At 60.4% G+C, this 25872-nt stretch carries 31 protein-coding genes; 28 read left to right on the top strand and 3 right to left on the bottom strand.

Features of this window, described 5'->3' with window-relative positions; genetic code table 11:
- Positions 1-16: 16 nt before the first annotated feature.
- The 19 genes from AB4N41_RS25930 to AB4N41_RS25840 all read left to right on the top strand — a co-directional run bounded on the left by AB4N41_RS25930 (position 17) and on the right by AB4N41_RS25840 (position 15694).
- Complete coding sequence (locus tag AB4N41_RS25930) at positions 17-538, top strand: DUF2280 domain-containing protein (RefSeq protein ID WP_115148299.1); 522 nt, start codon at positions 17-19, stop codon at positions 536-538.
- Complete coding sequence (locus AB4N41_RS25925) at positions 513-1793, top strand: terminase large subunit domain-containing protein (protein ID WP_460138218.1); 1281 nt, start codon at positions 513-515, stop codon at positions 1791-1793. The genes AB4N41_RS25930 and AB4N41_RS25925 overlap by 26 nt, the downstream gene beginning before the upstream one ends.
- Positions 1790-3589, top strand: coding sequence for an anti-CBASS protein Acb1 family protein (locus AB4N41_RS25920; protein ID WP_460138217.1), 1800 nt, complete (start codon positions 1790-1792; stop codon positions 3587-3589). The genes AB4N41_RS25925 and AB4N41_RS25920 overlap by 4 nt, the downstream gene beginning before the upstream one ends.
- Positions 3586-4716: a DUF2213 domain-containing protein gene (locus AB4N41_RS25915; protein ID WP_460138216.1), complete on the top strand. Its 1131-nt coding sequence runs from the start codon at positions 3586-3588 to the stop codon at positions 4714-4716. The genes AB4N41_RS25920 and AB4N41_RS25915 overlap by 4 nt, the downstream gene beginning before the upstream one ends.
- An 11-nt stretch (positions 4717-4727) precedes the next feature.
- Complete coding sequence (locus AB4N41_RS25910) at positions 4728-5207, top strand: structural cement protein Gp24 (protein ID WP_460138215.1); 480 nt, start codon at positions 4728-4730, stop codon at positions 5205-5207.
- A 1-nt stretch (position 5208) separates the two neighbouring features.
- On the top strand, positions 5209-6171 hold the full coding sequence (locus tag AB4N41_RS25905) for a DUF2184 domain-containing protein (protein ID WP_106119925.1): 963 nt from the start codon (positions 5209-5211) through the stop codon (positions 6169-6171).
- Positions 6172-6183: 12 nt separating this feature from the next.
- Positions 6184-6576, top strand: coding sequence for a hypothetical protein (locus AB4N41_RS25900; RefSeq protein ID WP_339100219.1), 393 nt, complete (start codon positions 6184-6186; stop codon positions 6574-6576).
- Between the two features lie 50 nt (positions 6577-6626).
- The gene (locus tag AB4N41_RS25895; RefSeq protein WP_460138214.1) at positions 6627-7148 is read left to right on the top strand and encodes a DnaT-like ssDNA-binding protein; all 522 of its coding nucleotides are present in this window, start codon (positions 6627-6629) and stop codon (positions 7146-7148) included.
- Positions 7145-8185, top strand: a complete 1041-nt coding sequence (locus AB4N41_RS25890; protein ID WP_460138213.1) for a structural protein — start codon at positions 7145-7147, stop codon at positions 8183-8185. Before AB4N41_RS25895 ends, AB4N41_RS25890 begins: the two co-directional genes overlap by 4 nt.
- The gene (locus tag AB4N41_RS25885; RefSeq protein ID WP_460138212.1) at positions 8185-8571 is read left to right on the top strand and encodes a hypothetical protein; all 387 of its coding nucleotides are present in this window, start codon (positions 8185-8187) and stop codon (positions 8569-8571) included. Before AB4N41_RS25890 ends, AB4N41_RS25885 begins: the two co-directional genes overlap by 1 nt.
- 11 nt (positions 8572-8582) lie before the next feature.
- A complete protein-coding gene (locus tag AB4N41_RS25880; RefSeq protein ID WP_460138211.1) occupies positions 8583-9008 on the top strand; it encodes an HK97 gp10 family phage protein in 426 nt (141 codons plus the stop codon).
- Positions 9005-9421 carry a phage tail terminator-like protein gene (locus AB4N41_RS25875; protein ID WP_460138210.1) on the top strand — a complete coding sequence of 139 codons (417 nt, stop codon included), beginning with the start codon at positions 9005-9007 and terminating at the stop codon, positions 9419-9421. Before AB4N41_RS25880 ends, AB4N41_RS25875 begins: the two co-directional genes overlap by 4 nt.
- Positions 9422-9493: 72 nt before the next feature.
- Complete coding sequence (locus AB4N41_RS25870; protein WP_252877562.1) at positions 9494-10147, top strand: phage tail protein; 654 nt, start codon at positions 9494-9496, stop codon at positions 10145-10147.
- Between the two features lie 3 nt (positions 10148-10150).
- Positions 10151-10534, top strand: a complete 384-nt coding sequence (locus AB4N41_RS25865) for a phage tail assembly chaperone (RefSeq protein WP_460138209.1) — start codon at positions 10151-10153, stop codon at positions 10532-10534.
- Positions 10535-10596: 62 nt separating this feature from the next.
- Positions 10597-10845: a DUF1799 domain-containing protein gene (locus tag AB4N41_RS25860; protein WP_460138208.1), complete on the top strand. Its 249-nt coding sequence runs from the start codon at positions 10597-10599 to the stop codon at positions 10843-10845.
- Between the two features lie 10 nt (positions 10846-10855).
- Positions 10856-13831, top strand: coding sequence for a phage tail tape measure protein (locus tag AB4N41_RS25855; RefSeq protein WP_460138207.1), 2976 nt, complete (start codon positions 10856-10858; stop codon positions 13829-13831).
- On the top strand, positions 13831-14169 hold the full coding sequence (locus AB4N41_RS25850) for a phage tail protein (protein ID WP_252877565.1): 339 nt from the start codon (positions 13831-13833) through the stop codon (positions 14167-14169). The genes AB4N41_RS25855 and AB4N41_RS25850 overlap by 1 nt, the downstream gene beginning before the upstream one ends.
- Before the next feature lie 9 nt (positions 14170-14178).
- A complete protein-coding gene (locus AB4N41_RS25845) occupies positions 14179-14928 on the top strand; it encodes a phage minor tail protein L (RefSeq protein ID WP_460138206.1) in 750 nt (249 codons plus the stop codon).
- Position 14929: 1 nt separating this feature from the next.
- Positions 14930-15694, top strand: a complete 765-nt coding sequence (locus tag AB4N41_RS25840; RefSeq protein ID WP_460138205.1) for a C40 family peptidase — start codon at positions 14930-14932, stop codon at positions 15692-15694.
- Positions 15695-15833: 139 nt separating this feature from the next.
- Here AB4N41_RS25840 and AB4N41_RS25835 read toward each other — a convergent pair whose 3' ends face one another.
- Entirely contained in the window at positions 15834-16064 is a 231-nt protein-coding gene (locus AB4N41_RS25835) for a hypothetical protein (protein WP_460137928.1), read from the bottom strand.
- A gap of 80 nt (positions 16065-16144) precedes the next feature.
- On the bottom strand, positions 16145-16396 hold the full coding sequence (locus AB4N41_RS25830; protein WP_460138204.1) for a protein L: 252 nt from the start codon (positions 16394-16396) through the stop codon (positions 16145-16147).
- A gap of 140 nt (positions 16397-16536) precedes the next feature.
- Here AB4N41_RS25830 and AB4N41_RS25825 point away from each other — a divergent pair, with 140 nt between their 5' ends.
- The 9 genes from AB4N41_RS25825 (at position 16537) to AB4N41_RS25785 (ending at position 24666) form a co-directional block, all read left to right on the top strand.
- Positions 16537-16878, top strand: coding sequence for a hypothetical protein (locus tag AB4N41_RS25825; RefSeq protein ID WP_460138203.1), 342 nt, complete (start codon positions 16537-16539; stop codon positions 16876-16878).
- A 27-nt stretch (positions 16879-16905) separates the two neighbouring features.
- Positions 16906-17514, top strand: a complete 609-nt coding sequence (locus AB4N41_RS25820; protein WP_150635453.1) for a tail assembly protein — start codon at positions 16906-16908, stop codon at positions 17512-17514.
- A 58-nt stretch (positions 17515-17572) separates the two neighbouring features.
- Positions 17573-21136 (top strand): TipJ family phage tail tip protein, encoded by a 3564-nt coding sequence (locus AB4N41_RS25815; protein ID WP_460138202.1) that lies wholly within the window; start codon positions 17573-17575, stop codon positions 21134-21136.
- 15 nt (positions 21137-21151) lie between these two features.
- Positions 21152-21463 carry a hypothetical protein gene (locus tag AB4N41_RS25810; protein WP_217850482.1) on the top strand — a complete coding sequence of 104 codons (312 nt, stop codon included), beginning with the start codon at positions 21152-21154 and terminating at the stop codon, positions 21461-21463.
- Positions 21463-22143 carry a hypothetical protein gene (locus AB4N41_RS25805; protein ID WP_460138201.1) on the top strand — a complete coding sequence of 227 codons (681 nt, stop codon included), beginning with the start codon at positions 21463-21465 and terminating at the stop codon, positions 22141-22143. Before AB4N41_RS25810 ends, AB4N41_RS25805 begins: the two co-directional genes overlap by 1 nt.
- 20 nt (positions 22144-22163) lie before the next feature.
- Positions 22164-23426 (top strand): hypothetical protein, encoded by a 1263-nt coding sequence (locus AB4N41_RS25800; RefSeq protein WP_460138200.1) that lies wholly within the window; start codon positions 22164-22166, stop codon positions 23424-23426.
- 5 nt (positions 23427-23431) lie between these two features.
- Complete coding sequence (locus AB4N41_RS25795) at positions 23432-23767, top strand: hypothetical protein (protein WP_460138199.1); 336 nt, start codon at positions 23432-23434, stop codon at positions 23765-23767.
- A gap of 52 nt (positions 23768-23819) precedes the next feature.
- The gene (locus tag AB4N41_RS25790) at positions 23820-24242 is read left to right on the top strand and encodes a cell wall hydrolase (protein ID WP_460138198.1); all 423 of its coding nucleotides are present in this window, start codon (positions 23820-23822) and stop codon (positions 24240-24242) included.
- Between the two features lie 79 nt (positions 24243-24321).
- On the top strand, positions 24322-24666 hold the full coding sequence (locus AB4N41_RS25785; protein WP_460138197.1) for a LexA family protein: 345 nt from the start codon (positions 24322-24324) through the stop codon (positions 24664-24666).
- Here the strand turns inward: AB4N41_RS25785 and AB4N41_RS25780 are convergent.
- Positions 24663-25841, bottom strand: coding sequence for a tyrosine-type recombinase/integrase (locus tag AB4N41_RS25780; protein ID WP_460138196.1), 1179 nt, complete (start codon positions 25839-25841; stop codon positions 24663-24665). The genes AB4N41_RS25785 and AB4N41_RS25780 overlap by 4 nt on opposite strands.
- Positions 25842-25872 lie beyond the last annotated feature (31 nt).

The raw sequence follows: 25872 nt of genomic DNA, 5'->3' as shown, positions 1-25872 counted from the left end.
GACGGAACCCAATCCTATGGCAGCCCTGAGCAGCGAGGTGAAGGCCTTCATCGTTCAGGCGTTGGCCTGCTTCGACACACCCTCCCAGGTGGCAGAGGCCGTCAAGCGCGAATTCAACATCGATGTGACTCGCCAGCAGGTGGAGACGCACGACCCAACCAAACGATGCAGCAAGACGCTCGCCAAGCGGTGGGTGGAAATGTTTCACGACGCCCGCAAGCGATTCCGGGAGGAGACGGTAGACATCCCGATCGCCAATCGCGCCTTTCGACTACGCGCCATGAGCAGGTACGTCGAGAAGGCAGAGTCGATGAAGAACATCGGTCTGGCTATGCAGATCCTTGAGCAGGCGGCGAAGGAAGTCGGGGACGCTTACGTCAATCGCCGAGTCGAGCCGGACAAGTCGCTGGACGACGAGATCAAACGGCTCAACATCCAAAAGCTGCAGCGAGAACTGGAAGACCCGAATAAGGGCCTGCCCGAGCCCAAGCAAGTAATCATCGGGGTAGAAGATGCAAGCGACCCTGAAGCTGAATAAGCCGCAGTTCGAGTTCATCAGTCACCCCAAGAAGTTTTCAGCGTTCGTCGGCGGCTACCGTAGCGGCAAGACGTTCGTGGGTTGCGTCCGGATGTGCATCAACGCCTTGGAGCATCCCGGCATTCCCCAGGGCTACTTCGCGCCGACCTATCCGCAGATCGCGGACATCTTTTACGACACCATGCCGGTGGTGGCCGAGGCTTTCGGCCTGTTCGCCGACATCGTGCCAAGCAAGAAGCGCGTGTACCTGCGCGACAACCGAGGCCGGTGCCTGTCGACGATCGTCTGCAAGAGCATGGAGCACCCGCACCGCATCGTGGGCTTCAACATCGCTCATGCACTGGTCGACGAGATCGACTGCATGGCGATCAAGAAGGCTGACAGCGCATGGAAGAAGATCATCGCGCGGATGTCCACCGTGTGGCCGACCCGAGCAATGAACACCATCGACGTCACCACGACGCCGGAGGGCTTCAACTGGGTCTATCGCAAGTTCGTCAAGGAGCTTGCCGCCAATCCGAGTCAGCGCCCGCTGTACGGCATCGTGCACGCCTCGACACGGCAGAACGCGAAGAATCTGCCGAAGGACTACATCAAGTCGCTGCGTGAGTCGTACCCGGCCAACCTGGTGGACGCATACATCGACGGCCTGTTCGTCAACCTGACGTCGGGCAGCGTCTACCCGAACTTCTGCCGAAAGCAGAACCACACCGACGCGACGATCCGCCCGGGCGAGCAGTTGCACATCGGCATGGACTTCAACATCAACCGGATGGCCGCGACGGTGCATGTCATTCGTGACGGCCTTCCGCTGTTGCTGGAAGAGGCCACGCACCTGTTCGACACGCCCGCGATGATCGTCGAGCTCAAACGGCGGTATCAGGGCCATAGCATCACGGTTTACCCGGACGCCAGCGGCAAGAACCGCAAGAGCGTCAGCGGCAGCGAGTCAGACCACAGTCTGCTCCGCGCCGCCGGCTTTATGGTCATGGTGAACCCATCGAACCCAGCGGTTCGCGATCGGGTACTGGCCGTGAACGCCATGATGCTCAACATCGATCAAAAACGCCGCTACCTGGTGAACACCGATAACTGTCCGGTGAGTACGCAGGTACTCGAGCAGCAGGCCTACGACGAAAAAGGCGAACCCAACAAGGACGGCACTGAAGACCCGGTCGACGCACTCGGCTACTTCATTGTCCAGCGCTTCCCGATTGCGGGCAGCTACACACTCGCGAACGTGAGCGACCAATGAGCGCATTCACTTATCTGAAAGACAGCCTGCAGAACCTGGTCGCAGGGCTGGGCACTGCGCGCGACAAGGCATCGCACTCGCACTATGCGCTCCCGGTGATGGACGACCAGCAACTGCTGAACGCATTCCGTGGATCGTGGACAGCGCAGAAGGGCGTGAGTATTCCGGCCGTAGATGCGTGCCGCAACTGGCGCAACTGGCAGGCCGACAAGGCTCAGATCGAGCTGCTCGAAGCCGAAGAGGATCGCCTCAACGTCAAGGGCAAGATTCTCGAGGCCCTATTGAAGGCCCGACTGTTCGGCGGCGCTGCGGTGTTCATCGGCACCGGTGAGCGTGACACGGCTTCAGAGCTGAAGCCGGATCGAGTCGGAAAGGGCGGCATCAAGTACCTGACGGTAATGACTCGCCGCCAACTCAGCGCCACGGAGATCGAGCAGGATCCGCAAAGCCCGCGCTTCGGCAAGCCAAAGGCGTACCGGCTGCCGGGCTCTACGGTGGAGATTCACCCGTCGCGTCTTGTCATCTTCGTCGGCGTGCCGCATCCAGACTCTGAGCTTGCCGTAGGCACTGGCTTCGGCTGGGGCGACTCGGTGCTGCTATCGGCCATGCCGGCCGTGCGTCACTACGACGAGACGGTCGCCAACGTGGTCAGCCTGGTCTACGAGGCCAAGATCGACGTCATCAACATTCCGAACCTGATGTCGAGCATGCAGGACAAGAACTACGAGCGCTTGCTGCTGGAGCGCTTGCGTCTTGCTGCCACGGCCAAGGGCATCAACGGTACGCTGATCCTCGACGGGCAAGAGACGCACAGTTCCAAGTCGGCCAGCTTCGGCAACCTGCCTGAAGTGATCGCCAAGACCGAGCAGGGCGTCGCCGGCGCGTTCGATATCCCCGGCACCCGCATGTTCGGTCAGTCCTCGACGGGGCTCGGCGCCAATGGCGAAGAGAACACTCGCAACTACTACGACAACGTCGCGTCACGCCAGAAGCTGGAGATCAAGCCAGCCATGAGCGTGCTGGATGAGGGTTTGATCCGCTCCGCGCTCGGCAGTCGGCCGAAAGAGGTGCACTACACCTGGGCGCCACTCTGGCAGGCCACGGCGAAAGAGCGAGCCGATATCGGCAAGACCACGGCGGACACCATCAAGGCGCTGAAAGACTCCGGGCTGTTCCCTGAGGATGCGCTCTCGACCGCTGCGGTGAACCTGCTGGTCGAGCTGAGCGTAATGCCGGGGCTTGAAGCGGCGATCGAGAAGTTCGGCGCCGAACTGCCCGATGACGACGATGACGACGCCGACCTGCCGGGCACCGCTGCGGATCAGCCGGTGGCGAAGAAAGCGATCACTGACGCCGCGCCTCGTTCCCTGTATGTGTCCCGCAAGGTCATCAACGGTGGCGAGATCATCGAGTGGGCCAAGTCGCAGGGCTTCGAATCCACAGTGCCAGATGCTGACCTGCACGTCACCGTCGCCTACAGCCGCAACCCGGTGGATTGGATGAAGGTCGGCGAGTCGTGGTCGGGCGATGGCAAGGGCCAGCTCAAGATTGCACCAGGTGGCGCAAGGCTGATCGACAAGTTCGGCGAGGGCGCGATGGTGCTGCTGTTCAACAGCTCCGAACTGGCCTGGCGGCACGTCTCCATCGTTGAGGCTGGCGCCTCTTGGGACTGGCCGGACTATCAGCCCCACATCACCTTCACCTACGAACCCGGCAGCGTCGATATCGACAAGGTCGAGCCATACCGTGGCGCGATTGAGCTGGGTCCTGAGATCTTCGAGGAGCTCGCCCCATGATCTTCACCGACTCCGTGCCAGTCACGGGAGTGCGGCGCACTGAGGACGGCTATCTGGTGGCCGAGGCCCGAGTCGCGCGCACCGGTATTCAGGATTATCTGGGTACCGAGATCGACCCGGACAACGAACACGGCCTGCGGGATAAACCGATCGTTCGTGTGTACCGGCCGGAAAGCGCGGTATTCCACGCTGACGCGATGCACTCGTACGCATACCGGCCAATGACCAACGGCCACCCGGGCGGCGACGGCGTCAACTCCAGGAACTGGAAAGACGTCGCGATCGGCCAAACCGGTGGCGAGGTTGTTCGCGACGGCCAGTTCGTCAAGGTGCCGCTGGTGCTGATGGACGCCAAGGCGATCGAGGACTACGAGTCCGGCAAGCGCGAGCTGTCCATGGGCTACGGCGCCGAAGTCGTGTTTCAGGACGGCGTTTCCCCCGATGGCGAGCAGTACGACTGCTTCCTCGGCCCCATGAAAATGAATCACCTCAGCCTTGAGCATCGCGCTCGGGGTGGCGAGCACCTTCGCATTGGTGACCATAAACCACACACCCCCAAAGGAGGCCATGACATGGCTGATTCACTGCGGAAACTCCTTGTCGATGGCATCTCCATTGATGTCACCGAGCAAGGCGCCCAAGCCATCGAGAAGCTGAACACCAAGCTTGCCGATGCTTCGACTGCTACCCAAAGCCTGAAAGACGCACACGCGACCGCGCTGGCTGCCAAGGATACCGAGCTGGCCAAGAAGGACGCCGAGATCGACGGCCTCAAAGCCAAGCAGCTCAGTGATGCCGATATCGACAAGCGCGTCACCGCCCGCGCTGATCTGATCAGCAAGGCCAAGTCGATCGCGGACGCCGACTACACCGGGAAGACCGACGCCGACATCCGCAAGGCTGTCGTGGTCGCCAAGCTGGGCGATGCGGCCGTGGCCGGCAAGGCTGATGCCTACATCGACGCGCGCTTCGAGATCTTGGTCGAGGACGCTGCCAAAGATCCGGCAGGCGACCCGTTCCGCAAACACATGATTCAGCAGGACGGCAAGACCGTCGGCGATGAATCGGAAAAAGCGCGTCTGCAGATGATTGCCGACATGCAAACCGCCCACCTGCCGAAGGCATAAGGAGCACAGCAATGGCTACTTACCAAACCACCTACACCAGCGCTCCAGCCAAGGGCGTGCCCGGCCTGGTCGCCAACGAAGAGAAGTGCAACAAGATCAGCCGCACCGTCTCGAACGTCGAGGGCATTGTCTTCGGGGCACCGGGCTTCCGCGTTGCGGGTGCAGGCAACGATCACAAGATCGCTGCCACCGGCACTCTGTTCCTCGGGCTGGCCGTGCTGAGCGCTGCGGTTCCACCGGTTGCTACCGGCGCCACGCTGATCGACGGTTATCCGCAGGACTTCACCGGCGCCTTCATGACCGACGGCCAGATGTATGTCACTGCCGGCGCTGCGGTGGTACCTGGTGATGACGTGTACTACGTCGCCGCCACCAACCGTTACGTGACGACCGCTGCTGCTGGCGCCGTGCTGATCCCGGGCGCCTTCTTCGACACCACTGGTGCGAACGGCGACATCGTCGAAATCTCCCTCAAACATCGGAGCGCTTAACATGCCTCAAGTCTTTGAAGACGCTCAGTCGGCGTTCCCGTTTGTTCTGGCCCAAGGCCGGAACATCGAAACCCGCATCTACACGCGCCGTTACCCAGCGTTCAACTATGCGGCAAGCATCCCGGTTGTGACCGAGGGCGCACCGTGGGCCATCGGCACCACCTTCTTCACCGTCGATACCGCCGGCGAAGCGAAGTTCTTGTCCGGCTCCGGCACCGACATGCCGTTCAACTCCGCGACCCACGATCAGGCATCGCACGACTTCGCGATGATCGGCTCTGGCTGGGAATGGAATCTGGAAGAGGTGAACCAGGCACAGCTGTACGGCATCAACCTGAGCGGCACCAAGGCGGATTCCGCCGCTGACAAGGTTGAGCGCCTGCTGAACTCCATCGCGTTCGTCGGTAGCACCGAAAAGCGCTGGACCGGCCTGCTGAACGACGGCAACGTTTCCCGCGTCGATGCAGCCGCTACCGGTACCGGCAGCTCCACTTTCTGGTCCGCCAAGACTGTCGATCAGATCATGGCCGACATCAACGGTGTGCTGGGATCGATCCGAACCAACACCGGCGAAGTCGAGTGGGCTGACACGCTGCGTCTGCCACCTGATGCATTCCGCTACATCGCAACGGCTCGCTTGGGCGTAGGCGACGGCATGATCACCGTGCTGGAGTACGTTCGTAAGAACAACATCTACACCGCCGAAACCGGCCTGCCTCTGGACATCGCGCCCTTGCGCGAAGCCCGCAACGCATCCGCTGATGGTGGTGGTCGCCTGGTTGCGTACCGGAAGGATCCGGAGGTGGTTCGCTTCCACCTGCCAATGCCGCGCCGCGTGCTGGCTCCGCGTCAGAAGTCCATCATGGGTTTCGAGACCGGCATCATCGCGCGTACCGGCGGCACCGAGATTCGTCTGCCGGGCGCCGTGGCGTACCTCGACGAAATCACCCCACCAGCAGCCTGATAGGAGGTCGACATGAAAGTGACCAACAATTCGAAGGCGCTTCAGGGCGTGCACACCACGGCTGGCGTTGTTTATGTTCTTCCTGGTGAGACGCAAGACCTTGACCTGACGCCAGAAGGGCACAAAGGCGCATCGCGTCTCGCCTTCATGAGCGTCGATGGCAAGGCGCCTACCGCCGACGGTGACGAAAAGGCTGAACTGCTCGCCAAGCTGAAGGCACTTGGCATCGATGCCGCTGGCAACAGCAAAGTCGAAACCCTGCGCAAGAAGCTGGAAGAAGCCGAGGCTGCTGCCGCTGCCGAAAAGCAGAAGGTCATCGACGAGCTGAAGGCGCTGAACGTTGAGTTCGACGCCGAAGCAAATCTGGAAGCCCTGCAGGCTGCACTGGCCGCCGCCAAGGCGTAACACCTCGCAAAACCGGAGCGCATGACGCTCCACCTATTCGAGATATCCCGATGCCAGACTTTTACGGAACCGTCGCAGCTGCCGACGCCTATCACGCTGCGCGCGCGAATGCCGCGTGGACCGGCGATGACGTGGCGAAGCAGGCCGCGCTGATCCGGGCATCGGTCTACATCGACGGTCGCTACCGGAAGCTGCTGGCTTCTGGTGTGTGGCAGTCATTGTTCCCCGGCGTGAAGACCGAGGGCAGAGGGCAAGCCAGGGAATGGCCGCGCACCGGCGCTGAGGATTACGAGGGGCATGCAATCCCATCCGATCAAGTGCCGGTTGAGGTTGAGCAGGCAACGTACGAAGCCGCACTGCGTGAACTGGTCGAACCGGGCAGCCTGAGTCCCGACTTCGTGGCGGCGTCCACTGTGAAGCGCCAGAAGGTCGGCCCCGTCGAGGAGGAATTCTCGGTTGCGGCGGGCGCAGATGGGGCGGCGTCGGTCAGGCCGGTGATCAGCATCATCGACGAGATGATCGCTCCTGTGCTGGTAGCTCGCTACACGCTGCCTGCGGTGTTCGTGGTATGACCCAGGCGCAGATCATCCAGGCCATCGAGGGAATGGAGCCTGCGATGCAGAAGGCCTACCTGGACCAGATCAAGCTGGTGGTAGGCGCGGCAAAGGTGGCTGAAGTTGAGCGGCTGATAGCCGAAGAGGACGAAAACGGGCTGGCAGCGCTGCTGAGCCTGGGCGCGCTGGCGGCTTTCCTCGAGCTGGCTCGAAATGTGTACCTCGCAGGCGCCAAGTTTGAGATCAAGGCGATCGCGATCCCGAAAGATCTGGGGCGATTTGAATTCGACGTCCGCAAGCCTGAGCCAGAGCAGTGGCTGGTGGAAAAGGCCGCCGAGATTCGACGCGACGCCGATGTGAACGTGCGCGAGGCGATCAGGGCAGTCATGGGTTCGCGCAGTCGCGCTGTTGCTACGCCGTCGCTGCAGGTCGAAGTAGGCGCCACGCCAATGACCCGAAGCCCACGGCAGGCGGCGCTCGATTTACTTGGACGAGTAAGCGCACAAACAGGATCCCGTTCAGGCGGCGTGATTGGCCTACCCGGCAACTACGCGCAATACGTCATCAATGCCCGCCAGCAGCTGCTGAGCGGAAACCCCGACGAGATGCGCAACTATTTGCAGCGCAAGCGTCGGGATCGCCGCTTCGATGGCATCGTGAATCGCGCCATCAGCGCAGGCAAGCCTGTTGCCCAAGCTGACGTCGACAAGATCGCTGGCCGGTATGCTGATCGGCTGATGAAGACCTACGCCGAGATGCTTTCCAAGGCTGAGGCGCTGGAATCCTTCGGCGCCGGTCGGGATCAGGTTTACGAGCAGTTGATTGCTCAGGGGCTTGATCGCGATTCAGTGACCAAGACATGGCGCGATCGGGCCGACAAGAAGGTCCGGCACGCGCATTCGGTCATGGGCGGGCAGGAAGTGCAGAAGGATCAGCCTTTTCAAAGCCCGAACGGCGCGCTGCTTCGTTACCCGGGCGATTCTGCACTGGGTGCTGGCTGGAGTGAGCGCGCCAACTGTCGATGCTCAGCGATATACAAGATAAGGCGGAAGTGATGCCAGACATTTATGACCGCGCCAAGGCTACGGCAACCCGCATGCTCGCGCCGCGCAGCAAGGGCGGGAAAGGGCTCGAACTGGTCTTGCGCCGCGACATCCTCGGCGAATACGACCCAGACGCGCCGACTGCACCCAGCGAGCTGGTCGTGAACGGCTCCGGCTTCCGCGAGGAGTACGACAACCAGTATATCGATGGGACGCTGATCGTTCGCGGCGACGTGAAGTTGCTGGTGTCGCCGGTTCAATTGACTGGCGAAGACATGCCGGCACCGCAGAGCAACGACAAGATCACATTCGACGGCACGGTGTACACGGTGATAGCCGTTGCTCCGTGGAACTTCGCCGGTCTCGCGGTCGGCTTCGAGCTTCAGGTGCGCAAGTAATGGCGAATCACATGACCAGCCGCTACGGCGGCCAGCAGGGGAGCTTTGCTGAAAGCCTGGCGCAATTCGCCGAGCAGGCGAAAGAAGCAATCGACGAGGTGTTTCGCGAGGTCGTGATAGAGCTGGGCACCTCTGTTATCCGGCTCTCGCCTGTCGATACCGGGCTCTTCAAAGGCAACTGGCATCTATCGATCGACAACATCGAGAGCGTCACCTTCGACGAGGTTGATCCGACTGGTCAGGACGCGATCGCCTCACTGATTGCTTCTGCCAGCGACCTTACGGCGGGGCAGGCGGCGTACATCCTGAATAACCTGCCGTATGCGATTCCACTGGAATATGGGCACTCTGCCAAGGCCCCGGCCGGCATGGTGCAGATAACTCTGGCTCGCTTCCAGCAGATCGTGCTCGAAGCCATCAGGAACAACCAGGTATGAGCCACAACATCATTGCTGCGGCCTTCGAGTCGCGCCTGCTGACTTGGGCCAAGGCTCGCGCCAAGCCGATCAAGGTTGTGGTCGAGAACGAAACCTTCACACCAGCGACGGGCGAGACGTACCTGCGAGCCTTCACTCTGCCAGCGGTCACGGGCAGCAATACGCTGAGCGGCGATCACCGGGTCTACACCGGTGTATTTCAGGTCAACATTGTGACGGCCTCCGGCAAGTACCGCACCGAGGCGAGCGGTATTGTTGATGAACTGGCGGCGCTGTTCCCGCTCAATCTGCGTATTCCCCGCGCTGGGCTTGTAGCGCTGGTGATGACGCCGGTAGCGCCCGGGCCGGGAGTACCAGACGGCAACACCTTCACGGTATCGGCCTCTTTCCAATACCGATCAGACACCAACTAATCCGCCCGTTGGGCAAACCCAGAACCCGCCACCGAGCGGGTTTTGTCATTTCTGCACAGAGGAACATTCTCAATGAGCGCCATTCTCCCCAACGGCTCCATTCTCGAAATCGCAGCGACTTTCAGCGCGCTGAAGCCTGTAACTGCCATCAGCAACGCGAATCCGGCGGTTGCTACGGCCGCCGCGCACGGCCTTACCGACGGCGACGTTATCGTCGTGAACTCCGGTTGGACCCGCCTGAACGATAAGGTCGCCCGCGTGGCCGAATCCGACGTAGGTACTTTCGAGCTGGAAGGCATCAACACCACCAATACCGTCGTGTACACGGCTGGTGCAGGCGCGGGTTCGGTTCGTGCGGCGAGTGGCTGGGCACAAATCAGTCAGATCACCGGCAGCACCAGTGCGGGCGGCGAGCAGCAATTCACAACCTTCGGCTTCCTTGAAGAATCCGACGACCGCCAACTGCCGACCACCAAGTCGCCGATGAGCATGAGTATCACCGTGGCGGACGACCCAAGCTTGCCGTACGTGGCGGCTGTTGAAGCGGCCGACGATGATCGAGCGCCTCGCGTACTGCGTTTGACGCTGCCGAACGGCTCGGTGATTTATTACAACGCATACGTCTCCATCACTGCCACCCCAACACTCGACCGCAACAACATTATGACCCGCACCATCACCCTGTCGCTGGCCTCCCGTCCAACTCGTTACGCGGCGGCGGTGTAACCCATGGCCAAGATCAAGATCTCCCAGAACCCGACCTTCAAGGCGAAGGTCTCGATCCCGCGCGTCGGCGCTGATCCGGTCAGTGTTGAATTCGAGTTCAAGTACATGGATCGACTGGCGCTGGCCGCGCATTTCGATAAGTGGAATGCGGCGCGCGACGAGCATGCCAAGAAGGTGCAGGAAGACGAGCTGAACTGGCAGGAAGCGACAGGCGCCGAAATCGCGCTGCAGGTCGGCCAGCTCAAGGACATCATCGAGGGCTGGGGCTTCGACGAGAAACTCTCGGATGAGTCGCTGACGGCGTTGGTCACCACCTGCATTGGCGCTCCTCAGGCTGTGCTTTCCGCGTACCAGAGCGCCTATCAACCCGCCCGCCTGGGAAACTGACCGGCGCCGCCCGTGTCCTGTACGAGCCCGGGCCGTCCGAAGCTGATTTGGCAGCATTCGGCATGACGCTCGCCGACATCCCTGAAGAAGAGTACGAGATCTGGCCAGACAACTGGCCGGCCTTCCTGCTGTTCGAAGCGATGTCCACGCAGTGGCGCGTAGGCATGGGCGGGGCTACCGGACTGGACTACAACGCCTTGCCGCCGGTGGCCTCGATGCTGGGCATGAAGCGGCGCGAAATTCCTGAAGTCTTCCACGACATACGTGTCATGGAAGCAGAAGCCATGCTCGTGATGAGCGAATCGAAATAACGGAGCCCGCATGACTTCTATTGCTGAACTCGGCATCAAGGTCGATTCGACCGATGCTGCGCAGGCGAGCTCCGACCTCGACAAGCTTACGGCGGCAGGTGCACGGGCCGAGAAGGCGGCGGAGGGCGTCTCCAAAGGCGCCGACAAGGCAACAGCTTCGATCAAGAAGCAGAAGGATGAGCTGAGCGATCTGCTCGGCGAGATCGATCCTACCGTCAAGGCGCTCGGCCGGCTGGACGAACTCGAGAACAAGCTGGCGAAGCAGAAGAAACTCGGCGCGCTTGATGCGTCGACCTTCAGCGAATACCAGTCGAAGATCGACCAGTCTCGGGCGAATCTGTCCCGCTTTGACGACAGCCTGACTCGCACTGGCAACACCGCCAAACAGACGGCAGCTGCGCTTCGTGGCGTGCCGGCGCAGTTCACCGATATCGCGGTGTCGCTGCAAGGGGGCCAGGCTCCGCTGACTGTGCTGCTCCAACAGGGCGGACAGCTCAAAGATATGTTTGGCGGCATCGGCCCGGCTGCGAAAGCACTGGGCGGTTACGTGCTCGGCTTGATCAACCCGTTCACTGTCGCTGCTGCGGCCGTTGGCGCGCTGACGCTGGCCTATTACAAGGGCAGCCAGGAGGCCGACGAGTACAACAAGGCGATCATCTTCACCGGCAACTCCGCCGGCACTAGCGCCACTCAGCTGGCATCGATGGCTGAGCAGGTAAGCGCAACCGTCGGCACTACTGGTGCTGCTGCCGAGGTGCTGGCCAAGCTGGCAGGCAACGGCAAGATCGCCAGCGGCAGCTTCGAAGAGATCACCGAAGCTGCTCTACAGATGGAAAAGGCCACCGGCAAAGCTATCGACGAAACGATTGCCGAGTTCGCGAAGATTGCCAAGGACCCGGTAGCCGCAGCCAAGGAACTCAACGACCAGTACAACTTCCTCACTGCCTCGGTCTATTCGCAGATCGTGGCGCTGAAAGAGCAGGGCGACACCATCGGGGCAGCAAAGCTGCTCACCGACACCTATGCCGATACGATCAAAAATCGAACCGGCGAGGTGACGGCGAATCTCGGCCTGATTGAGGGCGCTTGGCAGAAGATCAAAGCCGCAGCGGCCGGCGCGCTGGACGCGACTCTGGATGTGGGTAGAACCCAATCCATCGATTCGCAGATCGCCAACTACCAGAAAGTCCTTGATGGGCGTAAGTCGGGGGGCTTTCTCTCGTCGTTTTTCGGCGACGAACTGGGCGCCGATAGCCAGTCAACCAAGTTCCTTGAGCAGCAGATCGTCCTGCTCCAAAGGCGCAAAGAGGAAATCACCGCCGGCGCCAAGGCAGACGCTGACCGGGCCAAAACCGAGCGCGACGGTATCGACGCAAGCTTGCGACTCAAGGCAATCAGCGACTCCAACCTCACCAACGAGGAAAAGCGCAACAAGCTGATCAAGGAGTACAAGCGAGACGTAGAGGCGCTGCGTAAGGCGAACCCGAACGATCCGCTGGTTCAGGAAGCGGTTGTTTCGAGGACGATTCAGAACATCCGCGACAAGAACAAGGATCCGAAAGCTGCGACATCGCCGGTAAACCTGACCGAGTTCAACGACTCGAAAAACCAGCTCTCGCTGATCCTCGGCGAATACAAAAACGCCCAGAAGGAACTGGAAGCCGCCCAGAAGGCCGGACTGGTCACGCAGGAAGATTACCTGCTCAAGCGCCAGGCACTGATCGGCAACGAGCGCGACGAGGTAACCGCCGCGTATCAGGCTGAAATCAGTTCGTTGGAGGCGGCGAAAGGCAAGGCCAGCACCTCGGCAGCGCAACGTATCCAGCTCGATCAAAAGATCGCTGATGCCAGGGCCAACATGGTCAAGGCTCAGAAGGAAGCCGACAGCGAGCTCGAAGTCATCGCGACGAACGAGCAGGGCCGGCTCGCCAAGCAGGCGCAGGCGATCAAGGTCTACACCGACGCCCTCGACCAGCAGAACGTCGCCCTGCGGCGCGCTGGAGGCCGTGCAGCGGATGGCGTGGGCCGTGGCGACCGCGAGAACGCCATCAATGGCGAACTGAACGGCATTGCCGATCGAGCCAACCAGCAACGTCTGGACCTAGCGCGCGACCGGGCCGACAAGGCACGCAACATGAGCGCCGAGGAGTACCAGGCCAAGCTCGACGCGATCAACAGAAGCGAAACGGACCTGAGCGAAACAGTGCTCAGCAACTACGAGCAGATGTCGGCCGCGCAGAGCGATTGGCGCAACGGTGCTACCTCGGCGTTCAGCAACTACCTGGAGAGCGCGCGCAACATCGCCGGCCAGACTCGAGACCTGTTCAGCAATGCCTTCAGCTCGATGGAAGACGCAGTCGTCAACTTCGCCATGACCGGGAAGCTGTCGTTTGCTGACTTCACCAAGTCGATTCTGGCGGACATGGCGCGAATCGCGACCCGTCAGGCCAGTTCAGCGTTGCTGAGCAGTCTGGTTGGCGCTGGCGCAAGCTACTTCGGTGGCGGCGCGGCTACGTCAGCGGGCTCTACTGCGGCCGGCTACAGCGGTGACCTGTCTGGCTTCACGCCGGGCAGCGTCCAAGCAAATGGTGGCGCGTGGTCTGGCGGCGTTCAGATGTTCGCCAATGGTGCAGCGTTCACCAACTCCATCGTGAGCAAGCCAACAGCGTTCGGAATGGCAGGCGGGCAGGCTGGCGTCATGGGCGAGGCGGGGCCAGAGGCAATCATGCCACTGACCCGCACGGCCGGCGGCCAACTGGGCGTGCGCGCAATCAGCGGCGGCGGGAGTGCGGGCGGCAACGTCTACAACTTCCCCGTCGCGGTATCGGTGCAAACCCAGGGCAATGGCGGCGCGGCCAGCGCAGAAGACACGACGCAGCTTGGCAAAGGCATTCAGCAGGCGGCGAAAGCCGAAGCTGAAACCGCGATCGCCCGAGCGCTGCAACCCGGCGGATCAATCTGGAAACTGACGAACGGGAGGGGCTGATGGCCATCGAAACATTCACCTGGCCAACCCAGCACGGTGACGCGCCCGAGATCTTGTATCGGGTGCGCACCTCGCAGTTTGGCGGCGGCTACAAACAGGATGTTGGCGACGGGCCGAACAACAAGGAAGACGCGTACCCGATCACCTACAGCGGCCCTCAAGCCAAGGTACTGGAGATCATGGCCTTCCTCGACCGGCACGCCGGCGCAAAAGCCTTCCTTTGGACGACTCCCTTGGGCCAGCTTGGCCTGTTCACATGCAAGAACCCCGTGCCCACTCCGGTGGGCGGCGGCGTTTTCAAACTCACCGCCACGTTCGAGCGGGCATTCCATCCATAAGGGGCAACCATGCCGCTGATCAGTGACATCCAGGTGCTTGAGCCTGGCAGCGAAGTGCTGCTCTTTGAATTGGACGGCACGGACTACGGGGCGGACGTGCTGCGCTTCCACGGGCACGCGATACCGCACACGCCGGCCGAGCTGATCGCCGCCGGCGCCGATGCCGACCAACTGCCGGCGAAGGCCATTTACTGGCAGGGCAACGAGTACAGCGCCTGGCCAATGCAGATCGACGGCATCGAGGCGAACGGCGACGGCACGGCGGTCCGGCCGACATTGTCGGTGGGCAACGTAAACGGGCGCATCACCGCGCTATGTCTGGCGTTCGAAGATCTGCTCGAGTTCAAGCTGACGATGCGGCACACGCTGGGCACATATCTCGACGCCGCGAACTTCCCGGCTGGCAATCCAACGGCTGACCCAACCCAAGAGACGATCGAGGTCTGGTATATCGACCAGAAAACGAACGAGGACGGCGAAACGGTCAGTTGGGAGTTGGCGAGTCCGGGCGACGTCGGCAATGAGTCGATCGGCCGCCAAGCCACAACCCTTTGCCACTGGTGTCTCACCGGCGGATATCGCGGGCCGAACTGTGGCTACACCGGGCCGTACGTCACGAAGGACGGCGTCATTACCGACAATCCTGAACTCGACCAGTGCGACGCCACGTTGGGCAAGGGCTGCACCCCGCGCTTCGGAGAAGGAAACCCGCTGCCGTTTGGTGGCTTTCCCGCCGTTTCCCTGATCGCAAGGAGCTGACATGCGAAAGCACATCTTGAATGCGATCCAGGCGCACGCGGCGGCCGAGTACCCGAAAGAGTGCTGCGGCCTGCTGCTGGCGATCGGACGCAAGCAACAATACTTCCCCTGCATCAATGTCTCGACGGAGCCGAATGAAGAGTTCCGAATCGACCCCGAGCAGTACGCCGCGGCCGAAGACGAAGGCGAAGTAATCGGCATAATTCATTCGCATCCAGACGCAACCAGCAGGCCGTCCCCGCGTGACCTCGCCATGTGCGAAGCGACCGCGATGCCTTGGCATATCTTGAGCTGGCCGGAAGGTGACCTGCGTACCATCGTGCCGACCGGCGAGGTGCCGCTGCTGAAACGGCCATTTGTGCACGAGGCGTGGGACTGCTGGCAGGTGTGCGCCGATTGGTACAAGCGCGAGTGGGGGCTGGAATTCGAAGCGTTCAAGCGCGCGGATGGCTGGTGGGAGAGCAAGGAAAACATCAGCCTGTACGAAGCAAACTACGAGGCCGCCGGCTTCTACCGAGTCGACCAGCCGCAGCGCGGCGACATGATCGTGATGGAAGTGGGGCGCACGGTTTACCCGAACCACGCCGGGATCTTTCTCGGCACTGATCCTGCGCTGCCGGGTGAGGATGCCGCCACGTTCGGCCCCGGCCCGTTCCTGCTGCACCACCTGTACGGAAGACCGTCCGAGGTGATTGTCTTCGGCGGGCCGTGGCTCGACAGAACACGCCTGATTCTCAGGCACAAAGATGCACAGCCAACCATATGATGTGGTTTGACCACTGGAGAAGAGCAATGAAAATTATATTTGTGACCACCGAGTCTGGTGGTGTAGCAGTTGCTGGGATTGGACTTGGACCCGGGCAAGACAACGCGTCGACGCCGTGTGCGTCGACGCCAATCGGCTATCAGGAGATGCGGGACTGCAAGAAGGAAAGCATGTCCAAATAGTTGGCTTGACTGCCACCCTGAATCTGAGTCGCTTTGTAGGACTCCAGCTCATCCCAGAGTGCTTGCCTGTCAACAGAATCAAGCTTTGTAGTCGCATTGATAACTGCACCCAGTGCATTCAGTGTCACTGCCGATACCGTGTTCGCTGCTTGCTCAAGTTGAGCCAGGCGGTGTTCTACATTTTGCATTTGACCTCCAGGTCATAAACGCGCCGATATTGGCGCAATCCCAGTCCTTGGGCTTGCAGGCAAAGGACTGGGGAAATCCTTTAGCCTTTGGTTTGCGTCAAAACGACCAACTGCCAGAGGATCGCTTTAGTGTGAGAAGGATGCTGTATTTTATTCTGAGGCGGAAACGGGTCACCTTTGTTTGAGGTGATCTCATCACCACAATGAACGCATCGATAAATTCCCGATACTGGCACCGTTTCTCCGATCTCATACACGTGCGTCCAGTGCTCCTCTCTCGGGTTGTTCACTTGCGAGAGATATTTCACGGTCTCATCTGAAACGATTGCCATCAGCACTATCCGTTGCGAATTAATGAGGGCATAACGCTACTACGATGGGAGCAAGTCCTGTTACTGGGCTTTCGTCCACGCTGGATGCCCACACAGCTCTCAGGGTGATATCTTGCAGCTTTCCCACAGGAGTGACCTGCATGAAATTGATCGTAGGAGCGCTGGCGGTAGCGCTGTTGGCGGGGTGTTCTTCACCATCTGACTTGATGGCGTCGGGCCCGTCGGCGACCGTGTCGTCGACGAAGGTTCCGAAGGCCCTGGCGTTGTGCGTCTTTCCTGTTTGGCAGGAGCACAACTCGAACGCGAGCATGAACGAAACAGCCAATGGCTACAGGATCGTTAGCGGTTTCGCTCAACAGACGGATGATGTACTCGATATCACAGCAGCCCCCAAGGGCTCCGTCGCCAAGCTTTATCAGCGAGTTGCATGGTCACAAATTGGAAGGGGCGATTTAAGAGAATCGCTCCAGAAATGCAAATAATCTGAAGCCGCCGCAAGGCGGTTTTTTATGGGTGGACAAAAAGTGGCAGCGTACCCGCATTCATCCGGCATGACAGTCATTAAGCTCTCAGGCTCTCTCGCAAAAAGGTTCGGCAGAACCCACCTGAAACAGATCGATTCAGGCTCAAGCCGTGAAGCTTTCAAATCATTGGGCTGCACGATCGAAGGGTTCGAATCGGAAATAAAGCGACTGTCCAGCCTGGGCATGCGCTTTGCGGTTTTCAGAAACCGCGTAAATGTTGGCGAGCCGGATTTGGATCTTGGCGGCACTCGGGAAATTAGGATCGTGCCAGTCGTTGAGGGTAGCAAGCGTGCAGGCGTTTTGCAGACTGTCGTGGGTGTCGTTTTGCTTGCGATATCCTACGCGCTTCCATTTACGGCGCCATACCTGACCCCGGCCGGGATTGGTCTTATCGCCGGCGGCGTGATCCAAATGCTCAGCCCGCAGGCCTCAGGCCTGAAGCAAAGCGCATCCCCCGAAAACTCCCCGTCCTACGCCTTCGGCAGCGCCAAGAACACCACGGCCAGCGGCAACCCTGTACCGATCTGCATCGGCGAACGCCGGTGGGGCGGGATGATCATCTCAGCCTCGATCCTGGCTGAAGACAAAGTGTAATCAGGACAGCAGCACACCGACCGCCCGCGAGGCGGTTTTTTTATGCCTGGAGGAAAGCATGGGCGCAGCAGCACAGATCGATATCCACGGCGAGAAGGGCGGCAGCAGCAAGCCGAAGTCGCCGACCGAAGCCAGCGACAGCCTGCGCTCGACCAACCTGGCCAAGCTGCTGATCGCCGTGGGCGAGGGGGAGTTCGACAGCGTCCCGACCGATTACGACATCTACCTGGACAACACGCCGATCCGCGATGTCAGCGGCAATTACAACTTCCCGAACGTGAAGTGGGACTGGCGCCCGGGCTCGGTGGATCAGACGTACATCCCCGGCATTCCGTCCGTTGAGAACGAGACGTCGCTGAACATTGAGTTGCGCAGCGATTCGCCGTGGGTGCGCTCGATCACCAATACCCAGCTTTCCGCCGTGCGCATGCGCTTGGCCTGGCCGGCGCTGCAACGCTCGGATGACCAGGGCAACGTCGGCGGCTACCGGATCGAGTACGCAATCGACGTCGCCACCGACGGCGGCGCCTATCAGCAGGTGCTGGTGGACGCAGTCGACGGCAAGACCACCACGCGCTACGAGCGCTCGCGCCGCATCGATCTACCGGACGCCACCACCGGGTGGCAGATCCGTGTGCGCCGCCTGACGCCGAACCAGAACACCAACAAGATCGCCGACACCATGCTGGTGGCCGGATATACCGAAGTCATCGACGCCAAGCTGCGCTACCCGAATACCGCGCTGCTCTACATCGAGTTCGACGCCGAGCAGTTCACCAACATTCCGGCCGTGACCGTGAAGTGCAAGGCCCGCCGCTGGATGGTGCCGAGCAACTACGACCCAATCCTGCGCACCTATACCGGGACTTGGGACGGCTCGATGAAATCGGCCTGGACCAATAACCCGGCGTGGATCACCTACGGCATCTGCACCGAAGACCGGTTCGGCCTGGGCAAGCGCATCAAGCCGTTCATGGTCGACAAGTGGGAGCTGTACCGCATCGCTCAATACTGCGACCAGTTGGTGCCGAACGGACTGGGCGGCCAGGAACCGCGCTTTCTCTGTGACATGAACTTGCAGGGCAAGGCTGATGCCTGGTCGCTCCTGCGCGACATCTCGGCGATTTACCGGGGCATGACGTACTGGGCGCAGGGCCAGCTGGTGATGCAGGCGGACATGCCGCGCGCGCAGGACTTCGACTATGTGTTCACTCGGTCGAACGTGATCGACGGCAAGTTCTCCTATGGCAGTGCATCTGCGAAGACCCGTTACACCCGGGCGCTGGTCAGCTACGACAACCCGGCGAACAACTACGACACCGACGTCATCCCATTCGCCGACCTGGATCTGCAACGCCGCTACGGCGACCGGCCGACTGAGCTGAGCGCAATTGGCTGCACCCGCGCGTCTGAGGCCCAGCGCCGTGGCAAGTGGGCGATCCTCAGCAACAACCAAGACCGCACCGTTTCTTTCAAGACCGGTATGGAAGGCGTGATCCCACTGCCGGGCCATATCATCCCGGTGGCGGATTCGCTGCTGGCTGGGCGGGAAGTGGGCGGCCGAATCTCGGCGGTGGCGGGTCGGGTTATCACGCTCGATCGAGATACCCAGGCCAAGGCCGGCGATCGACTGATCATCAACCTGCCGGGCGGACGTGCCGAGGGCCGCACCGTGCAAAGCGTCAACGGCCGCGCCGTGACCGTCACAGTCGCCTACAGCGAACCGCCGGTGGCGCAGTTGCAGTGGGCGCTCGACGCCGATGATTTGGCAATCCCGCTGTATCGCGTGCTGCGCACCAAGCGCACCACCGAGGGCGACTATGAAATCAGCGCGCTCCAGTTTGAGCCGAGCAAGTTCGCTTTCATCGACACCGGCGCACGCCTGGAAGAACGCCCGATCAGCGTGATCCCGATCACCGTCGTTCCGGCGCCGGCGAGCGTTTCGCTGTCGTCGACTTCGTCGGTTGTGCAGGGTTTGGCCGTGGCCACCATGACCATCAGTTGGCCTGCCGTGGATGGCGCGGTCGGCTATGACGTTGAGTGGCGCAAGGACAGCGGCAACTGGATCAAGCTGCAGCGCACCGGGATGACCAGCGTGGACGTGGTCGGTATCTACGCTGGTGCCTACGTGGCCCGCGTCCGCGCGGTCAGCGCGTTCGATATCTCGTCGATTTGGCGTAATTCGATCCTGACCAATCTCAGTGGTAAGCAGGGGCTGCCGCCGGCGCTGGCGTTCCTGACTGCCACGCCGCTGCTGTTTGGCATCTATCTCAAGTGGGGTTTCCCTGCTGGTGCCGAGGACAGCCAGCGCACGGAAATCTGGTACGGGCCTACGACTGATCTGGAAGCTGCGACCAAGCTGACAGACCTGGCCTATCCGCAGAGTGATTTCTCCATGCTCGGCCTGCGCGCCGGTGTGACCTTCTATTTCTGGGGGCGCATCGTCGACAAGATCGGCAACATCGGCCCGTGGTATCCGATTGGGCTTGGCGTGCAGGGGCAATCCAGTTCGGACGCAGCAGCCATTCTCGAGATGATCGCGGGCGAGATCGGCCGAACCGAGCTGGGGCAAGACATCCTCGACGAGATCGACAAGATCCCGGGGCTTCAAGAGCAGATCGATGCGCTCGACGGGCTGAAAGGCTACGATGCTGAAGCCACCTACGAGGAGTACGAACTGGTGGTGCAGGGCAAGCGTATCTATCAGGCGACCGGCCCGGTGCCGAAGGATACGCCGCCGCCGAACCCTGCTTACTGGCTTGACGTCGGGCAAACCGTGCAAACCGCAAATGGCCTGGCTCAGCAGGTCGCAACGAACTCGTCGGATATCACCGAACTCGACGGAGTGGTCGCTGCCCAGGCAACAGCGTTTCAGGCGCTCCGAGCTTCCTATCGCGACGAAGATGGCGAGGGTGAAGCGCAGGATGCTCTGCGCGGCTGGAATGCCACGACCAGCTTTGCCGAAGAGGTCAAGGTTCGGGCAACGCAGAACAGCGCACTGACGCAGCGGGTCACAACGCTTGATGCGGAAGTGGGCGAGAACTCGGCCAATCTGACTGAGCTGGAACAGACGGTCGCCACAAACGAAGAAGCCACTGCTACCAAAATCACGCAACTGACCGCCACGGTCGGAGACAACACATCCGCCATTCAGGAAACCTCCGAAGCTTTTGCAGATCTCGACGGCAACCTGAAAACTATGTGGTCGGTAAAGATGTCGGTTACTGCGAATGGTCAGTACGTGGCTGCGGGCATCGGCCTTGGCATCGAGAACGTGAATGGTGTTTTCCAAAGCCAGTTCCTGGTTGCTGCTGATCGGTTCGCGATCGTCAACACGATTGCGGGCGGAGCGATCTCTGTACCGTTTGCGGTGCAGGGTGGCCAGGTGTTCATGAATTCGGCGTTCATCGCCGACGGTACGATCACCAACGCCAAGATCGGCAGTTACATCAGCTCGACCAACTACATTGCCGGCGTACAAGGCTGGATCCTCAACAAAGACGGAACGCTTGAAATCAACGGCATCGTGCCCGGTCAGGGGCGGCTGGTGATCAACTCGCTGAACGTCTCGGTCTACGACGCAAACAATGTACTGCGTGTCCGTCTTGGCTATCTGGGGTGAACTATGGCTTATGGAATGAGGATCTGGGGCGCTGATGGCGTACTTCAGGTCGATGAGAATTCATTCACCATTCGGGTGCTGTTCTCCACGCTGGTCACGTTCGCTCTTGGGGCCAGCAAAGGGAATCAAGATTTCTCGGTTCCTGGCATATCGCCGGGCAACGGGACGGCAATCGTGGTTCCCATCGGCGCATACCCAGATTCGCAAATGCAATTTGAAACTGAAGTCCTCGACGGCTTGGTGCGGGTTTACAACCACACGCGCACCTATGCCGCCAGCTTCACGTCGTCTGGCACTATGCGGTTGATCGTAATGAGGTGGGGTTGATGGCTTTTGGACTGCAATACACCAACAACACCAACACAGTGGTCATCGATTCTGAGTTCGCCAGGCTAATGGTGATCTCCACCGGCAGGTTTGCTCCCACGGAAGAGGGAGGTCTTGGGTCGACGACTTATTTCGTTCGCCCCGTGACTTCGCAGGAGCCACCCTTGGTGTTCGTGCGGCCTGACACTGTTGGCGGTGTTGCTGGCCTGTGCCGGATGCGGTTGATCGGGTCGGCGGGGAACTGGGTCGGCTTTTATGTTCGGGCGTATGACGCAAATACCGCTCAACCGAACGGGCGCTACTTCGTAGCAGCTTTCGCTGCGCAGCCGGTGGCGCAATACGGCATGCGTCTCTGGGATGGTGCGGGGAAGTTGCTTTTTGATTCGGGCACACCCAACGCGACATTCAGCCGGGCTTTCCAGAACTGGAACTACGTCAAATATGACACCACCCCGCAAGGGCTGACACGAATCTACTACTCGGTACCGTTCAACTTTCCGCAAAACGAATACATGCTGCTGAACAACTTCGGCATGCCGATGACTTCCGGCAGCGGTATTCCCCGAGAACTCTATTGCTGGTGGGACTTTACCAATAGCACGCTCTACGCAATCACCATTGCGGCTTCGAACCCGTCTGCGTTCTTCCTGCCCGCCGTCTTCGCAAAAATCGCTGCTTAAGCCCTCAAAGGAAAATATCCATGACCTGGTACAAATCAGGAACGGTCTCTGTTGCCCAAAATTCCAATGCGGTGATGGGTGTCAGCACGGCTTTCATCGCGAACTCACGTGTTGGTGATGCTTGGATCGGCCCAGATAGTGGGCTGTACGAGGTCACCAACATCGCGAGCGATACCGCTCTATCGATCTCGCCGCCGTACAAAGGATCTACGGTCGCGGGCGGAACCTACGCCCTCGCACCGATGCAGGGCTATTTGAAAGCCACCGCCGACGCGCTCCGCCAGGCATCGCTTGAGGTGGGCGATGCGCTCGATGGATTGGAGGAGAGCGTGCAGTCGGCGGCTGAGTCGGCTGCGGCCGCGCTTTCTTCCAAAAACACGGCAGCTCAGTCGGCAGCCGCTGCTGGTCAATCCGAAACTGCATCGTTGGATTATAAAAATGCGGCGGGTCTTTCGGCAAACGCGGCGGCGCAGTCCGAAGCGGCATCGCTTAACTATAAGAATGCTGCCGGTACGTCCGCAACCAACGCCGGACAATCGGAACAGGCTGCCCTTGGTTACAAGGACGCTGCGGCAAACTCAGCACTCAGCGCCGCTGCTTCGGCCGGAGCAGCTGCAGCGCTCGGCGTTGGCCGGGGCTACATCGACGGACTAACGCTCGGCTGGGTGTCAGCTACGTCGATCAGCGTTGGAGCGGGCAGTGCGTACATCCCGTCGGTCAACAAGGTTGTTAGTTACGCAGGCGGCACTTTCACGCCATCGGGGGCGGCCAACAGCTTTATCCATGTTTACCTGACCGCTGCCGGCGATATCGAGCAGGCCGCCACGGTGCCTTTACGTTATTACAACCAGGCACACCAGAAAACAGGGGACAACTCACGCCGTTACATCGGCTCGCTGCTGGTAGGAGCGGCGAACAACATCTACAAGTTTCATCACCATCCGCTCGATTCGTCGATGAGTTACACGTTCGGCAACCCATCCATAGCGCCGTTCCGAATTCTCAATGGGGTAACAGGGATCGGCAGCGTCAGCACAGCGGCAAGCTGCCCGACGACAGCGCACACGTTGGCAGGTTCTTTCCAGACAAGCTCGGGCGGTATCGCGCAGTTCACGCCATCCGACGCTGGCACGGCGGCGTCGGTAGGGTGGCAGGTGTTCGTTTCAGCGGGGACGGTGCAGAACGGAACCTGCCGTATCGCTGACGATAGGACCATCACCTATTGGACGTCTTCTTCGAACCTCGCCTACATCTACACGCTCGGCTACTACTTCGACAGGTGACGAATATGCCTTATGCAATTACAGCTACCGGCTGGAGAGCGATTAACCCCGACATGGAGCTGCAGGACGGGGAAACTTTCGCTGAGGAGATTCCGCAGTGGCTCATAAATGCGAGTGCCGCTGCGGATGCGCTGCGCGAGGCATCGCGCATTGAGGAGGAATGGCGAGCTACCGAGATTTTGGAGATCAACGACCAGTTGATGGCGCTGGAGGAGGGGGCCGATGCGCTCCCGGGAACGCGTGAACAGTGGCTAGGCTATCGAACCCGAGTCAGGAACTGGAAGGAAGGGGCAGAGGGATTCCCCGAACCAGCCAACAGGCCGTGGCGCCCAGCCGCATAAGCCAACCGCAACCTGCCATTGAGCGGGTATTTTTTTGCCTGGAGAAAAGCACATGCCTGTAAACGAACGAGATCGCGACATCCTCGCGCGCACGCTGTGGGGCGAAGCTCGCGGCGAAGGGACTGCCGGCCAGATTGCCGTAGCATGGACGATCCGCAACCGCGTGTTCGACGGAAAGGAGAAGTCATGGTGGGGCGAAGGCTATGCCGGCGTCTGCCAAAAGCCGTGGCAGTTCAGCTGCTGGAACAAGACTGACCCGAACTATCAGTTCCTGATCGGCGTGAAGGAAATCCCGTTCCGCGAGCTGGCGCAGTGTCGGATTGCTGCTGACCAAGTGATCGACGGCAAGGTGCCGGACCCAACCGGCGGCGCCACGCACTATTACGCCACCAGCATCAAGGCGCCGGCATGGGCGGCGAAGGCCAAGCAGACACTCAGGCTTGGCCACCACATCTTCTTCAAGGATGTACCTTGATCAGTTGCGGACGAACAGCTCTTACACAAAAGGCGTATCAGCATAGAATACTGTTTGCCCATACAGCCCCGAGCCGACCATGAACGCCCCTGACCATCTCGAAATATCCCTCGATCAATTACTGAACATTCGAGATCCCGGTACTTACCTGGTGATGTGCGAGGGCGACAGCATGAAAGGCGCCGGCGTTTTCAGCGGCGATTTGCTGGTGGTGGACAGGGGGCGAGAGGCGGTTGCTGGCAACATTGTCATCGGCGTAATCAACCAAGAGCCAGCAGTGAAGTTTCTCAGCTACGTGCACGGCCGGCCTGTCCTGAGGTCGGCCAACCGTGGCTACCCGGATCGGCACATCCTCGAAGGCGACACGTTTGAAGTGTGGGGCGTGGTCACTCACAGTATTCGTGATCACGGGCAATCCGCTTAAGCTCGCTCGGGCGTCACCAGATCAGCCCACTCCTGCATCATTGCCCGTCGCTGCTCGAGATAGGAAGCGTGGTTGTAAACGTCGCGGATGAAGCTGCTGTCTGCGTGCGCAAGCTGACGCTCGATCCAGTCTCGGTTATAGCCCCTCCCGTTCATCTCGGTTGAAAAGAGATGGCGGAAACCGTGTGGAGACTGCTTTCCGGTCAGGCCGCAGGCGTCCAGAACGTTGTTGGCATAGTTGGTGCCGATCGGCATCGTCGAGTCACTTCGATTGACGAAAACGTAACGAAGATGTCCCGTGATCGGCAGCATTGCTTTTAAAAGGTCGACCGCCTGAGTAGGCAGAGGCACCGAGTGGTCTCTGCGCATCTTCATTTTGGCGGCGGGGGTCGTCCATACGGCGGCATCGAGATCGATCTCCGACCATTCGGCGCGACGTACCTCTCCCGGGCGAGACGCGGTGTAGATCATCAACATGAATGCCGCTCGAAGCTGCTGACCTGATGATGATTCTTGAACAGCCGCTATCGTTTTCGGCATTTCGCTGAAAGGCAGGAAGGGGTGAGGCTTGTGCTGGCCCATGCGCTCAGTGACTGCGTGCATCTCTGCGGTAGGGTTGACGTCGATCAAGCCAATTGCAATGGCATAGCTGAAAACCTGTCCTGTTCGCTGACGCACCTTGACGGCGGTGGCCACCGAGCCGCGCTTCTCAATCTTGCGTATCAAGCTGATGACGTCAGCGCGCTTGATGGAGTCGATCTGCCGTGTGCCGAACACCGGTAGTACATCCAGTTCCATCAAGTTGCTGATGATTCGGTATGTCCCAGGCGAAATGCTCCCCTTCCTGAATGCCAGCCACTCGTCGTAAACACGACGAAAGGTCCGGCCCCCGGCCTCGATCATCTCGGCCTTTTTCTCCCTTCTCGAATTGCGCGGGTCAATCCCGCTGGCAATGTCTTCCCGTGCGGCGTCTCGACGCGCGCGCGCTTCCTTTAGGCCTGTATCCGGGTAAGTACCGAATGAAATCCGCGCCTGTTTACCAAGCCAAGTGAATCGAAAGTGCCAGCTTTTTATGCCGCTTGTGGCTATATAGAGGGAGAGTCCCAAGGAGTCGGCGATTGTGTATGCCTTGCCCTTCGGCTTGGCCTGCCTGGCCGCAGTGTCCGAGATTGCCACTAGTACATCCTCTGCTTTCTGATCTCAATGT

The organism is Pseudomonas sp. S2_A10 (assembly GCF_054668465.1).
Note: the sequence above shows the minus strand (reverse complement) of the source record. Positions and strands in the feature narration are given on the sequence as shown.